This is a genomic window from Lysinibacillus sp. NPDC056220, from assembly GCF_049315265.1.
GTDB classification, from domain to species: Bacteria; Bacillota; Bacilli; order Bacillales_A; family Planococcaceae; genus Lysinibacillus; species Lysinibacillus pinottii.
Genome location: NZ_JBMOXD010000007.1, coordinates 23924 through 36809 on the forward strand (window position 1 = coordinate 23924; position 12886 = coordinate 36809).

The window sequence follows — 12886 nt, forward strand, 5'->3', positions numbered from 1 at the left end:
AATATGTTAGCGGTAAGAACCGGAATAACCTCAGTTTTATTAACGTTTATCAATTTTTTCTGTAATGAAATCACCTATCCATTGGATGATAAAGACTACTACTAAGATCAAAATAGTTGCCATTAATGTCACATCTTGGCGATTTCTTTGGAAACCGTCTAGGAAGGCTAAGTTCCCGAGACCCCCTGCACCGATTATCCCTGCCATTGCTGTATAACCGACAAGTGCTACAGCCGTAACAGTAATACCCGAAATGAGTGCTGGTAATGATTCAGGGATCAGTACTTTCCAAATAATTGTGGCTGTTTTAGCCCCCATTGAACGAGCTGCTTCAATAACACCCTTATCAATTTCTCGTAGCGCAATTAATACCATACGCGCATAGAACGGAGCCGCACCGATAATTAAAGCAGGTAAAGCAGCATTGGCTCCACGGATTGTACCAAGTAAAAACTTAGTAAATGGAATTAATAAAATAATTAACACGATAAATGGAATAGAACGGAATATATTAACGAGTGACCCTGTTAAAAAACTAACAATTTTATTAGCCCATAACTGATTCGGACTAGTTAAAAACAGAACAATCCCAATGGCTAACCCTAGAATAAATGTAATAACTGTTGAAATGGCCGTCATATATAATGTTTCATATGTAGCCTGCCACATGCTATCCCAGTCTACATTCGGAAAGAGATTAGTTAGCATCTGCAATCACCTCCGTTTGCACTTCCACTGTATTTAAATAGCTTAAGGCTTCAGTCACGTTTGCTTTCGACCCATCAATTTGCACAATGAGAGTACCATATGCACCATTTTTGGTTTGCGAAATATTCCCATGTACAATGCTTACTTCCACATCGAATTGCTTTACTAGATGTGAAATAACTGGCTGTTCTGTTTTTTCACCAACAAAAATCAATTTGACAAGTTGTCCAGTTGGATAATTTGCTTTGATTTGTTCTACTGTATCCTGTGTTTCCTTTGTATTGGTAATTTGCGCTACAAATTTCTTAGTAATGGCAGCCTGAGGAGCCTGGAAAACTTGCAATACTTCTCCACGCTCTACAATTTCGCCTGCCTCCATCACTGCTACACGATGACAAATCTTGCGGATGACATGCATTTCATGAGTAATGAGGACAATCGTTAACCCTAAACGTTCATTAATATCCACCAGTAAATCAAGAATGGCATCTGTTGTCTCAGGGTCTAGAGCAGATGTAGCCTCATCACATAGTAAAACCTCTGGATTATTGGCTAATGCTCGCGCAATCCCTACACGTTGCTTTTGTCCACCAGAGAGCTGTGATGGATATGCTTGATCACGACCTTCTAGGCCAACAAGTGCTATCAATTCCTTCACCCGTGCCTCACGTTGAGCTTTTGATACACCTGCGATTTCTAATGGGAAGGCAATGTTTTCTGCAACTGTTCGTGACCAAAGTAGGTTGAAATGTTGAAAAATCATACTAACCTTTTGTCTAGCTGCTCTAAGCTTTTGACCTTTAATCGATGAAAAAGCCTGATTGTTCACTGTTACTGTTCCTGTTGTTGGTTTCTCTAAGCCATTAAGTAAACGAATCATCGTACTTTTACCAGCGCCACTATAGCCGATAATGCCAAAAATTTCACCCTTATTAATAGTCAGGTTAACATCTTTGACTGCCGTTAATTCGCCATTTGCTGTTTTGTATTTCTTCGTTATATTTTGAAGCTGTATCATAGCGAATACTCCTTTTCTTATATAAAAAAACCCCTCCACTTATAGACAAGTAGAAGGGGTCACGTATTATACGTTGAACCGTTCTCTCATCTTTCAAAGAAAAATCTTTGGGTGATTTGGCACCTTTTCACTATGTGATGGTTGCCGGGCTTCATAGGGCACTTCCCTCCGCCGCTCTTCATAAGAGTTCGATATATTTAATGTTTTAGTAATATATTTGTTACTTTACCACGCTAATAAAGTTCAGTCAATTGATTTTTTTAACAATTCGTACAAAAAAGGTACGGATTGAAAAGCATAAATCTTTTCTGTCACTTTGCCACCGTCACAAACAAGTAAGCACGGAACGCTTTCAATTTGATGCTCAAAAGCAATTTGCTCCAAAAAATTAATATTTGCTTTCCCTAGCTTTAGGTGAGGTAATAGTTGTTCTACAATTGACATCATTTTCGATGCCACTGCACAAGTACCGCACATCGGTGTATATAAATAAAACGCAGCTTTTTCTCCGGACTGTAATGCCGTTTCCCACTGCTCTTTCGACCATTCTTCCATTTAGTTCACGCAACCTTACAAAATATATTCATTATGGATTGAGAAATGCGCACGAAGTAAAATCATGGCTAACACTTTTCTAGGTGTCGTTTCTACTTCCTTATATGTTGGCATTGTCCGTAAATGCTCCGCTTCAGGATAATGTCTGTCCATTAATGCACGTAGCTTATCGCCTGAAGTATCGGCATCAAAAAAGGTAAATAGCTCATAGCCCTCATAGGGATCGATTAGCTCTTCTAATTGATGCACACCAATTGTTCCATTCGTACATAGTATTGTAACATTCTCGTTTAAAATTGGCTCAATTTGTAGCTTATCTGAGCGTCCTTCTACTATCAAGCATTTCCCATCGAACATTACGCCACCTCCATTTAGACATTCCCACTTATACGTTATTATATAATAAAAAACGCCGGTAGTTTCCGACGTTTTTTGATTATGGCTTGTCTTATTCTGCTGTCATCTCTTCGTATTGTTCTGCTGTCATAAGTTTATCAACTTCTGATGCATCAGCAGGCTCTACGACGATCATCCATGCTTTTTCATATGGTGATTCATTAACGAATTCTGGGCTATCTTCTAAATCTGCATTAACTTCAACTACAGTACCTGAGATTGGTGCATATAATTCAGAAACAGTTTTTACTGATTCTACGCTACCGAATGGATCATCCGTTTTGATTTCATCGCCAACTTGTGGAAGCTCAACGAAAACGATATCTCCTAATTCAGATTGTGCGAAGTGCGTAATACCAATACGTACTTTTCCATCTTCTACTTTAACCCATTCATGCTCTTCAGAGTAACGTAAGTCTTTCGGTGTGCTCATGCAAAAAACCCCTCCATAATTATGTAATATATTCACTTTCAGTGTGCCATACTTCTCCTATAAAAACAAGAATAAAAACGGCTATATCCAAGCTTGCTCAAAATCGGATTCTTTAAACCCTAAAGTTACTTTTTTTCCATCTGTTACGAGTGGACGTTTTATTAACATCCCATCCGAAGCAAGTAGCTCAAGCTGTTCTTCCTCAGTCATATCAGCTAGCTTGTCCTTCAAACCAAGGTCACGATATTTCATGCCTGAAGTATTAAAAAACTTCTTCAAAGGAAGACCACTGACTTGCCATAAAGCTGTTATTTCATCCTTTGTTGGCGGCTGCTCTACGATATGTACCTCTTCATAGGAAACGTCATGATCATTTAACCACTTTTGCGCTTTTTTACATGTTGTACATTTGGGATAATGGAAAAATTGAATCGTCATTAAAATGCTCCTTTGCTGTCTTTTTCTGTAGTATACCATCATAATCATCGAGAATGGTGGAACTTCGCTCATTTCCGTAAGTCTATCCATCCATTTTGTATTTTTATCCGTTACTTTGACAAATAATTTATTTGGCACAATAAAAAACTAGCTACCCACTTACGGATAGCTAGCATTTTCCTACGATTAAACGATATATTTTTCTGCTTCAATTAATTTCACAGATGCTTCACGTTTCTTCGTAATGAGGTTGTATGGATTATTACGTGTTAATTTACGTAATGCAGATAATGTCATACGTGCTGCATCACCATCTGCGGAAGCCAGAATTGTATCTTTTGCTTCTTTTTCGATTTCTGCAAATGCTTCTTGGCAGAAAATTTGAGTGTATAGCAATTTTTGATGTGCTTTTTCAACGCCATCACGAGCAATCGCTTTTTCTGTGCGTAATACAGCTGATTCCATTGCAAATAATTGATTAGCGATATTAGCAATATTCACTAATACTTCTTGCTCTTGATCAAGCTTCGCACCAAAGCGTTGTGCGGCTAAGCCTGCAGCTAATACAGCAATCTTCTTGGCATTTTTCACTAAGTATTTTTCCTGAGCTAGTGGTTCAGTGCCGATATCCTCTGGCATTAGCATTAGAAGCTCTTGCTGTAAATTTTGCGCAACCTGTAATAGTGGCAGCTCACCTTTTAGTGCCTTTTTCATAAATGTACCTGGTACAATCATGCGATTAATTTCATTTGTACCTTCAAAAATTCGATTAATACGAGAATCACGGTATATACGCTCTACCTCATATTCAGCCATGAAGCCATAACCGCCGTGTAATTGTACAGCTTCATCTGCAATATAATCTAATGTTTCTGATCCAAATACTTTAGCAATGGAGCATTCAATCGCATATTCAGCGATAGCACCTGCAATCACTTTTCCTTCCTTTTGCTCCTCTGGGCTTAGCTGGCTTAAACGGTCTTCAAATAAACCCACAGTACGATAGTTTAATGACTCTGATGCATACAAATGAGAAGCCATTGTTGATAATTTTTCTTTTGTTAGGTTGAAGTCAGATAGCTTTGTTTTAAATTGCTGACGTTGGTTTGTATATTGTACCGCTAGCTCAAATGCGCGTTTTGATCCACCAATTGTTCCAACCCCTAGTTTATAGCGACCGATATTTAATATATTGAAGGCAATGACATGCCCACGACCAATTTCACCTAATAAATTTTCTACTGGCACTTCTGCATCTTCTAACACAAGTGTACGGGTAGATGAAGACTTAATCCCCATTTTCTTCTCCTCAGGACCGACTGAAACACCATTGAATGTACGTTCCACAATAAAGGCAGAGAACTTATCACCATCAATTTTAGCATAAACAACAAATACATCTGCAAAGCCCGCATTTGTAATCCATTGCTTTTCACCATTTAAAATATAATGTGTGCCTGCATCGTTTAGTTTCGCAGTTGTTTTTGCCCCTAAAGCATCCGAGCCTGAACCTGGCTCTGTTAAAGCATAAGCAGCAATTAATTCACCCGAGGCAAGCTTAGGTAAATATTTTTTCTTCTGATTCTCGTCACCGAATAGCACGATTGGTAATGAGCCAATCCCTACATGTGCACCATGAGTAATGGAGAAACCACCTGCTACAGACATTTTTTCTGCAATTAATGCTGAAGAAACTTTATCTAAGCCTAGTCCTTCGTATTCTTCTGGCACATCTGCTCCAAGCAAGCCTAATTCACCAGCACTTTTAAGGAGACGTACTGAGTGCTCGAATTCATGATGCTCTAAATTTTCAACTACAGGTAAAACTTCATTTGCTACATATTCTTCTGTTGTTTTGGCAATCATTTTATGCTCGTCAGTGAAATCTTCAGGTGTAAACACACGATCTAATTCCACATCTTCAATTAGAAATCCGCCGCCTTTAATGAAATCCGTTGTTTTTTCAGTCATATAAAATCCTCCCAATTTATCTATTTTGATAATTTAATCCCCTATTGAATGCTGCCTCTTCAAAATCTGTAGTATTTGCTCAGAGGCTTGATTTTTATTCAGCCTACTCTCCTACCTTTTAGAGAAGGTTTCTGACGCTTTCATTTTGGTCCAAAAACCTTTTGCTGAGTGAAGACAAATATATATATAGAAAAGCTTGAAATATACTTGCTCGGAGGCAACCGGAAACAGTACACCTCAAGCTGATCTAGTGAAAAATTATAGAATTTCAAATACTCCAGCGGCTCCCATGCCGCCACCAATACACATAGTTACCACGCCATATTTCTTACCTTGACGCTTTAATTCATGAATAAGTTTTAGTGTTAAAATAGCACCCGTTGCACCAAGTGGATGTCCTAATGCGATAGCTCCACCATTTACATTGACCTTATCTTGGTCGATGCCTAAATGACGGACCACCTGTAAGGATTGCGATGCAAATGCTTCATTGATTTCCCATAGATCAATCGCATCTATTGATAAACCTGCGATTTCTAACGCTTTTGGTACCGCCACAATGGGACCAATCCCCATTACTTCAGGTGGTACACCACCCACTGCAAAACCTAGGAATTTTGCCATTGGTGTTAAACCTTGCTTGACTGCCTCTTCACGCTCCATTACCAATACAGCTGCTGCACCATCAGATGTTTGAGAAGCGTTCCCTGCTGTCACACTCCCTTTCACATGGAAAGCTGGACGAAGCTTCGCTAAACCTTCAACCGATGTACCTGAACGGACACCCTCATCCATGCTGAAAGTGAATTTTTTCACCTGTGGCTTATTGTTCTCATCAACATAATGTTGTTCCACTTCTATAGGTACAATCTCATCATTAAATTTACCTTCTTTAATTGCCTTTTCAGCAAGTGCATGTGAGCGAACAGCAAAAGCATCTTGATCTTCGCGACTTACATTGTATTGACGAGCTACTTCCTCAGCTGTATGCCCCATTCCCATATAATATTGTGGAGCTGTTTCAGCTAACGTTGGATTTAAGCGGGGCGTGTTCCCCACCATTGGTACCATACTCATTGATTCAACACCACCAGCGAGGATGGCCTTTGAGTGCCCGAGCATGATTCGCTCAGCTGCATAGGCAATCGCCTGTAGACCCGAAGAACAAAATCTATTAATGGTTAGTGCAGGAGTTGTATCTGGTAGTCCCGCAAGTGCACCGATGCTACGAGCTACATTCATCCCCTGTTCTGCTTCTGGCATAGCACAGCCTAAAATTAAATCATCTATCGGTCCCTCATAGCCTGCTCTTTTTAATGTTTCTTTGACAACGGCAGCACCAAAGTCATCTGGTCTTACTGTTGCTAAAGAACCTTTTTTTGCTTTTCCAATTGGAGTTCGTGCTCCTGCTACAATAACGGCTTCACGCATCGTATAATCCCCCTTTGTTTCATGTGCAAGTTTTGTCTATTTCGTCCATTAGTTACGAAGTGGTTTCCCCTTTAACAGCATATGTTGCATTCTTTGCTGTGAAAGTGGATCAGCAACAAGGCTAAGGAATGCCTCACGCTCTAAGTTTAATAGATACTGTTCATCTACTAATGTGCCATATGGAACCTTACCACCCGCAATCACATAAGCTAGCTTTTTAGCAATTTTCAAATCATGCTTACTGATAAAGCCTGACTCATACATACCTTGCGCACCAATGAGTAATGTACCGTAGCCTGATGCACCCACCACAGGAACTTTTGTTGGGACAGGTGGTTGATAGCCTGCTTCATAAAGTGCTAAAGCCGCTTGTTTCGCGTCATATAATTGATGGTCTGGGTTAACAGAAATTCCATCTGCGAAGTTTAAGAAGTTATTTTCACGTGCTTCCTCACCAGATGTTGAAACTTTCGCCATGGCAATTGTTTCAAATACTTTATTTGCAATATGTTGATAGTCTATTTCTACACCATTTGGTAGACCCTTTAGGAATTTTTGATAAAGCGCTTTATTCCCTCCGCCACCTGGAATTAATCCAACGCCTACTTCTACTAAGCCCATATATGTTTCCATCGTTGCCTGGATATGTGCAGCAGGTAAGCAAACCTCTGCACCACCACCTAATGTCATCGCAAACGGAGCCGCCACAACCGGCTTACGTGAATATTTAATTTTTTGCATCGCATCTTGGAAAGCCTTAATGACAAAGTCTAGTTCAAAGATATTATCATCCTGTGCTTCGACTAAAATCATTCCTAGATTTGCACCAACACAGAAGTTTTTCCCCTGGTTTCCTATCACTAAGCCCTTATAATTAGCTTCTACCTCATCGATGGCAAAGTTTATCATTTGAATAATATCCAAGCCTATAGCATTCGACTGTGAATGGAACTCTAATAATGCAATTCCATCACCTAAGTCTATTAAACTAGCACCTGTATTGGATTTAATCACGCCATGTTTTTTCTTATATCGTTTTAAATCGATTTCCTTTTCATTGACAGGCACTTTAACATACTCCGACCCATTATAGTAAGCCAAGTCACCATCTATATCGGAATAGAAAGTTTCAAACCCATTGGCTATCATCTCTTTTACAAAGGCAGGTACTTCTCGACCTTCTGTTTCCATTTTTGCGACAGCTTCTTTCACGCCAATAGCATCCCAAATTTCAAATGGTCCTTGTTGCCAGCCGAATCCCCATTTCATCGCATTATCAATAGCCACAATATCATCTGCAATTTCACCGTATAGCTGAGCAGAATAAATTAATGTTGGAGCAAATATCCCCCATAGTAATTCACCTGTACGATCCTTTGCATATGTTAAAGCCTTCACTTTATTAGCTAATCCACGAGTTTGTTTCGCCATTTCAATGGAAGGTGTCTTTAATTTTTTCACAGGACTATACGCCAAAGTCATTGGGTCAATTTCATGAATCTCTTTTCCTTGCTTTATGAAGAAGCCCTGGCCTGATTTTGCCCCGAGCCAACCGTTCGTGACCATTTTTTGCAAAAACTCTGGTACAGCAAATACTTGCTGCTCCTCACCTGTTGTTTGATCGTAGACATTTTTAGCTACATGAATAAATGTATCTAAACCAACAACATCTAGCGTTCGGAAAGTTGCCGATTTAGGACGACCAATAAGTGGACCTGTCACGGAATCCACTTCCCCAACTGAGTAACCACCTTTTAACATTTCTTGTAACGTGATGAGTAACCCATAAGTGCCGATGCGGTTAGCAATAAAATTAGGTGTATCCTTTGCTAGCACAACGCCCTTTCCAAGCACATCTTCACCAAATGTTTTCATAAAGCTCACTACTTCAGGTGCAGTTGTATCAGCTGGAATCACCTCTAATAATTTTAAATAGCGAGGCGGGTTGAAAAAGTGTGTGCCAAGAAAATGCTTTTTAAAATCCTCTGAACGTCCTTCTGCCATTGCATTAATACTAATCCCGGATGTGTTTGAACTAATAATTGTTCCAGGTGTACGAATAACATCGATTTTTTCATATAAACTTTGTTTTATAGGTAAGTTTTCTACAACAACTTCAATAATCCAATCTACATCTTTTAGTTTCCCTAAATCATCCTCAAAGTTGCCGACCGTTAGTAGTGATAAATTTTTCTTAGAAGTAAGTGGTGCTGGCTTTTGCTTTAACAACTTTTGCAAAGCTCCATTAACAAGACGATTTCTTACAGCTGGATGCTCTAAGGAAAGACCTTTTGCCTCTTCCTCATGTGTTAGTTCCTTCGGTGCAATATCTAATAGTAATGTTGGTATACCGATATTAGCTAAATGTGCTGCAATTCCAGAGCCCATCACCCCAGAACCTAGAACAGCAGCTTTTTTAATGTTATAAGTCACAAGCAATTCCCCCTTATTCTTCCATTGAATGAATAGCCATTCATTTTTTGGTCAAAAAAATATCAAGTGTACCTTAGTGGATTTTTGTCCCTCTGCTGAATGACTATTTACTCAATTCAACCAAGGAGCCCTAAGGTTTATCTCCGTTTCAAAAGATTGCTAATGAATGAAGATAAAACTACTTTTCTATTTTTAGTGTAGATTATTTTGTCTAATTTAGCAATCTTTTTTCAAGAATTATTTTCGCAATATACATCTTTTTTTGTTGTTTACGAGCTAAAAGGAGACAATAAGTAGCTATCACCACAGTCAAACAGAAAACTTTCAGGTTACGGGAAAAATGTGTAGAATGGTAAGCAAGGAGAGTGAATACTTAATGAAAACAATTACTACTGCAGAACAATTTAATGAATTAATCAATGGCGACCAAAAAGTACTAGTGAAATTTTACGCTGGCTGGTGCCCAGATTGTACACGTATGAACATGTTCATCGACCCAATCATTGAAGAGTATAACCAATTTGATTGGTATGAACTAAACCGTGACGAGCTTCCAGAAATCGCAGACAAATATGATGTAATGGGCATCCCAAGTTTATTAATTTTCCAAAACGGTGAAAAGCTTGCTCACTTACACAGTGCCAATGCAAAAACACCTCAACAAGTAACGGAATTTTTATCTGCTCAACAATAACAATAATGAGAGCTGCATTTCTTCATGAAATGCAGCTCTTTTTGAAAGGAGATACCATTATGCGCCAACAATTGGGACTACTCGGAAAATCACAATATGATGCATCGATTGCGCCAAACTATCGTAATTCTGCTTGTGGTCCTACTACAGTACACGTTATTTTAAATTATTTGAATGGGTCAGCTCCTTCAATTAATGAACTCTATAAACAGCTTGGTAGTACAAAAATTGGTTTATTCAAATGGCGATTGATTCGCAAATTACGCCAATTATATCCATCGTGGGATGTTCGTACTTGTTCATTAAAAGAAGCTTTGCAGGAAATTGATGCAGGGCGTCCAGTTGCTATGCGTTTTGATCGTTATTTTAGTTTTCGTTGGCGAGATCAAACCTCTACTTTCGCCTATCATTGGGTACCGCTAATTGGCTATGATATTAAAAATAATCAGCTATGGTTAATTTTCCATGACAATGGAACATCAAATCGTGATAGCATCATTCGTCAGGTACTCTATCAAAACAATGAAAAAGTATTATCCTTTGTAAAAATGGTTCCTCACTAGAGCAACTATCGAATAGCCCTCTATTTGTTCTCTATTCTTTTCCCACCAATAAAAAAAGCAGAGCATAATACTATACTCTGCGATAACTGATTAAATAAGGGAATACAAAGAACGGGCATGCTTGGCAATAAGCGTGTAGCCACTCTCTTCCATCTCTTTAAATATTTGTGGCTCATAATTTGGTAATACGAGGCTAGAAAGGTCTGCTTCAATAGGGACATCCGTTTGAATCGTTGCAAGCTCATGCGATAATTTCAGCATATCTATTTGGTCTTGAATTTTTGTTCGTTGACCTGGCTTTAATTCACCGAGCGACGCTAGCACACTATCAATCGAGCCATATGTTTGGATTAATGTGAGTGCTTGCTTAGGACCAATACCTTTAACGCCTGGATAACCATCACTCGTATCTCCCATAAAGGCTTTCACCTGTGCAAACTGCGCTGGTTCAATACTATACTCCTCTTTAAAACGCCCATGCGTATAAATATCATATTCTGTGTAGCCCTTTTTCATAAAAGCAATCTCTGTAGATGGTCTTAAAAGTTGAAGTAAATCTTTATCCCCACTAATTACGGTAATATCTGCGTCGTCCTGCCATTTGGCAATCATAGAACCAATTAAATCATCAGCCTCCATGCCCTTCACGCCAAAATTTTGCCAGCCCATTTGGAGAGATAGGTTTTTTGCCATATCAAATTGAGGCAACATTTCCTCAGGTGGCGCTGGGCGATTTGCTTTATAACCATCAAATAGCTCATTGCGGAAGGTATGTGCCCCCATATCCCAGCAAACTGCCATATGTGTTGGCTTCATTAAAGATTGTGCAGTTAGTACATGTCGTACAAAGCCTTGTGCTCCGTTCGTTGGAGTGCCATCCGCCAAGCGAATAAAGTGGCCCATGGCAGCCGAGGCGAAAAATGAACGGAATAACAATGCCATACCGTCAACAATCAGTAGTTTTGGTTTTGTTGTCATCATAAATTTCCTCTCTATAACCGTGCAAAGTTTATATAAATTTTTGATACCTATGAAATATTATAGCAAACTTTTAACAATCGGCATTGTCAATACACGGCAATATGCTTATAACGTCACTTTTCCTTTATTTGAGATGCGATTGCGATGATCAAGCTGAATACCTGTTAGCCATTGTAAAAATGCTGTCACACCAATCTTAACGGTTTCTGGACGTAGCGTTCCTTCCTTAGGGTCTGCATAAACAAAATCAATATGGCGAACCCCTTCATTTTCACCTATAAGTTTGAGGATATCAAATAATTCATAGGCTGTTAGACCGCCTGGTGTGGCAGCTGGAACATCTCGTGCAAACATAATATCAAGTGCATCTAAATCCACTGAAACATAAATTCGATCAACCTCATACATAAGCTGACGTAACATTTCATGTATGGTGAGCTGAATACCGTCACGTCGCATTTGCTTTAATGTAATCATATGAATGCCCTGTTCTCTAGCATAATGAATCATTTCAGGTGAATTAAAAAAACCGTGCAATCCGACATTATATATATGTCTCCCTTCCACAATGCCTGAGGCAATCAATTGATGGATAGGAGAATCTTGAGCCAAGCCAATTTCCTCTTGGTTTCTTGCATCTAAATGTGTATCAATTTGAATGATACCAATACGATCCTGCGGAAAGGCATTCTTTATTCCTTTTAGTGAACAGGCGGTAATGGCATGGTCTCCCCCAATCAAGCAAGTAAAGCTTTTTTGAAAAGCTATACTCAAATTCTCTGCTGCAGCCTCGATGGCAGATTCAGAAAGCATTCTATCTTGTTCATGAATCGCCACATCGCCAATATCAACGACTGATAATGCGCGTAAATTTATTTGCTCGTCTAAGTTATATGATTGGAAGCTTGGCCATACTTTACGAAACGCAGTTGGATATTGCGCTTTTCCAGATGCTTCTTCTGCATATGATAAAAGAGCCCCATACACGACAATATCCACATCATTTGGGTTTGGATTTGTTTGCTGCTTTATCCACTGATGCATGGCCGATCCATTCTCTTGCTTCCATCGGCATTCCGGTTCTATAAACATATACATCTACCACCTTTATATCTTTTCTATTCAAGTTAAATGAACCTACATTTTTTCACATGTCCCTCAAATGTCCTACCCAATTCCTACTCTTTCTATATAGTACCATTCGTACATTCATCTTCGTCATTTTTTTCTTTTTTCCTCTTTTCTTTTTAAATTTGAAACACAAA

The 12886-nt window shown here is 39.0% G+C and carries 13 protein-coding genes and 1 riboswitch; of the genes, 2 read left to right on the top strand and 11 right to left on the bottom strand.

Translation table 11 applies throughout. The features are described 5' to 3' along the window. Nucleotides 1-39: 39 nt before the first annotated feature. From ACOZBY_RS18185 to ACOZBY_RS18225, 9 genes are all read right to left on the bottom strand, one after another. The gene (locus tag ACOZBY_RS18185; RefSeq protein WP_031417714.1) at nucleotides 40-708 is read right to left on the bottom strand and encodes a methionine ABC transporter permease; all 669 of its coding nucleotides are present in this window, start codon (nucleotides 706-708) and stop codon (nucleotides 40-42) included. After that, nucleotides 698-1726 carry a methionine ABC transporter ATP-binding protein gene (locus tag ACOZBY_RS18190; protein ID WP_031417715.1) on the bottom strand — a complete coding sequence of 343 codons (1029 nt, stop codon included), beginning with the start codon at nucleotides 1724-1726 and terminating at the stop codon, nucleotides 698-700. The genes ACOZBY_RS18185 and ACOZBY_RS18190 overlap by 11 nt, the downstream gene beginning before the upstream one ends. 83 nt (nucleotides 1727-1809) lie before the next feature. Beyond that, a riboswitch (SAM riboswitch) is annotated at nucleotides 1810-1913 on the bottom strand. Between the two features lie 56 nt (nucleotides 1914-1969). After that, complete coding sequence (locus ACOZBY_RS18195) at nucleotides 1970-2281, bottom strand: thioredoxin family protein (protein ID WP_012292318.1); 312 nt, start codon at nucleotides 2279-2281, stop codon at nucleotides 1970-1972. Between the two features lie 15 nt (nucleotides 2282-2296). Next, nucleotides 2297-2638: a hypothetical protein gene (locus ACOZBY_RS18200; protein ID WP_031417716.1), complete on the bottom strand. Its 342-nt coding sequence runs from the start codon at nucleotides 2636-2638 to the stop codon at nucleotides 2297-2299. A 91-nt stretch (nucleotides 2639-2729) separates the two neighbouring features. Next, nucleotides 2730-3110 carry a glycine cleavage system protein GcvH gene (gene gcvH, locus ACOZBY_RS18205; RefSeq protein ID WP_025116632.1) on the bottom strand — a complete coding sequence of 127 codons (381 nt, stop codon included), beginning with the start codon at nucleotides 3108-3110 and terminating at the stop codon, nucleotides 2730-2732. An 81-nt stretch (nucleotides 3111-3191) separates the two neighbouring features. Beyond that, nucleotides 3192-3548 carry an arsenate reductase family protein gene (locus tag ACOZBY_RS18210; protein ID WP_031417717.1) on the bottom strand — a complete coding sequence of 119 codons (357 nt, stop codon included), beginning with the start codon at nucleotides 3546-3548 and terminating at the stop codon, nucleotides 3192-3194. 186 nt (nucleotides 3549-3734) lie between these two features. After that, a complete protein-coding gene (locus tag ACOZBY_RS18215; protein ID WP_012292313.1) occupies nucleotides 3735-5519 on the bottom strand; it encodes an acyl-CoA dehydrogenase family protein in 1785 nt (594 codons plus the stop codon). A gap of 258 nt (nucleotides 5520-5777) precedes the next feature. Further along, nucleotides 5778-6950 (bottom strand): acetyl-CoA C-acetyltransferase, encoded by a 1173-nt coding sequence (locus ACOZBY_RS18220; RefSeq protein ID WP_031417718.1) that lies wholly within the window; start codon nucleotides 6948-6950, stop codon nucleotides 5778-5780. A gap of 48 nt (nucleotides 6951-6998) precedes the next feature. Then, nucleotides 6999-9383 (bottom strand): 3-hydroxyacyl-CoA dehydrogenase/enoyl-CoA hydratase family protein, encoded by a 2385-nt coding sequence (locus ACOZBY_RS18225; RefSeq protein WP_281486916.1) that lies wholly within the window; start codon nucleotides 9381-9383, stop codon nucleotides 6999-7001. Nucleotides 9384-9759: 376 nt separating this feature from the next. On the opposite strand from ACOZBY_RS18225, the gene ACOZBY_RS18230 reads away from it, so the two are divergent. Together ACOZBY_RS18230 and ACOZBY_RS18235 are read left to right on the top strand one after the other, a co-directional pair. After that, nucleotides 9760-10077, top strand: a complete 318-nt coding sequence (locus ACOZBY_RS18230; protein WP_031417721.1) for a thioredoxin family protein — start codon at nucleotides 9760-9762, stop codon at nucleotides 10075-10077. A gap of 59 nt (nucleotides 10078-10136) precedes the next feature. Next, a complete protein-coding gene (locus ACOZBY_RS18235) occupies nucleotides 10137-10640 on the top strand; it encodes a C39 family peptidase (RefSeq protein WP_036160547.1) in 504 nt (167 codons plus the stop codon). A 90-nt stretch (nucleotides 10641-10730) separates the two neighbouring features. On the opposite strand, the gene ACOZBY_RS18240 is transcribed toward ACOZBY_RS18235, so the two are convergent. Next, on the bottom strand, nucleotides 10731-11618 hold the full coding sequence (locus ACOZBY_RS18240) for a 5'-3' exonuclease (protein WP_171821103.1): 888 nt from the start codon (nucleotides 11616-11618) through the stop codon (nucleotides 10731-10733). A gap of 108 nt (nucleotides 11619-11726) precedes the next feature. After that, the gene (locus ACOZBY_RS18245; protein ID WP_031417726.1) at nucleotides 11727-12719 is read right to left on the bottom strand and encodes an agmatinase family protein; all 993 of its coding nucleotides are present in this window, start codon (nucleotides 12717-12719) and stop codon (nucleotides 11727-11729) included. Between the last annotated feature and the right edge of the window lie 167 nt (nucleotides 12720-12886).

Bases quoted from the DNA above. Each gene is read 5' to 3' on its own strand.
- ACOZBY_RS18185 (WP_031417714.1), bottom strand. From the start codon at position 708: ATGCTAACTAATCTCTTTCCGAATGTAGACTGGGATAGCATGTGGCAG.
- ACOZBY_RS18190 (WP_031417715.1), bottom strand. From the start codon at position 1,726: ATGATACAGCTTCAAAATATAACGAAGAAATACAAAACAGCAAATGGC.
- ACOZBY_RS18195 (WP_012292318.1), bottom strand. From the start codon at position 2,281: ATGGAAGAATGGTCGAAAGAGCAGTGGGAAACGGCATTACAGTCCGGA.
- ACOZBY_RS18200 (WP_031417716.1), bottom strand. From the start codon at position 2,638: ATGTTCGATGGGAAATGCTTGATAGTAGAAGGACGCTCAGATAAGCTA.
- gcvH (WP_025116632.1), bottom strand. From the start codon at position 3,110: ATGAGCACACCGAAAGACTTACGTTACTCTGAAGAGCATGAATGGGTT.
- ACOZBY_RS18210 (WP_031417717.1), bottom strand. From the start codon at position 3,548: ATGACGATTCAATTTTTCCATTATCCCAAATGTACAACATGTAAAAAA.
- ACOZBY_RS18215 (WP_012292313.1), bottom strand. From the start codon at position 5,519: ATGACTGAAAAAACAACGGATTTCATTAAAGGCGGCGGATTTCTAATT.
- ACOZBY_RS18220 (WP_031417718.1), bottom strand. From the start codon at position 6,950: ATGCGTGAAGCCGTTATTGTAGCAGGAGCACGAACTCCAATTGGAAAA.
- ACOZBY_RS18230 (WP_031417721.1), top strand. From the start codon at position 9,760: ATGAAAACAATTACTACTGCAGAACAATTTAATGAATTAATCAATGGC.
- ACOZBY_RS18235 (WP_036160547.1), top strand. From the start codon at position 10,137: ATGCGCCAACAATTGGGACTACTCGGAAAATCACAATATGATGCATCG.
- ACOZBY_RS18240 (WP_171821103.1), bottom strand. From the start codon at position 11,618: ATGACAACAAAACCAAAACTACTGATTGTTGACGGTATGGCATTGTTA.
- ACOZBY_RS18245 (WP_031417726.1), bottom strand. From the start codon at position 12,719: ATGTATATGTTTATAGAACCGGAATGCCGATGGAAGCAAGAGAATGGA.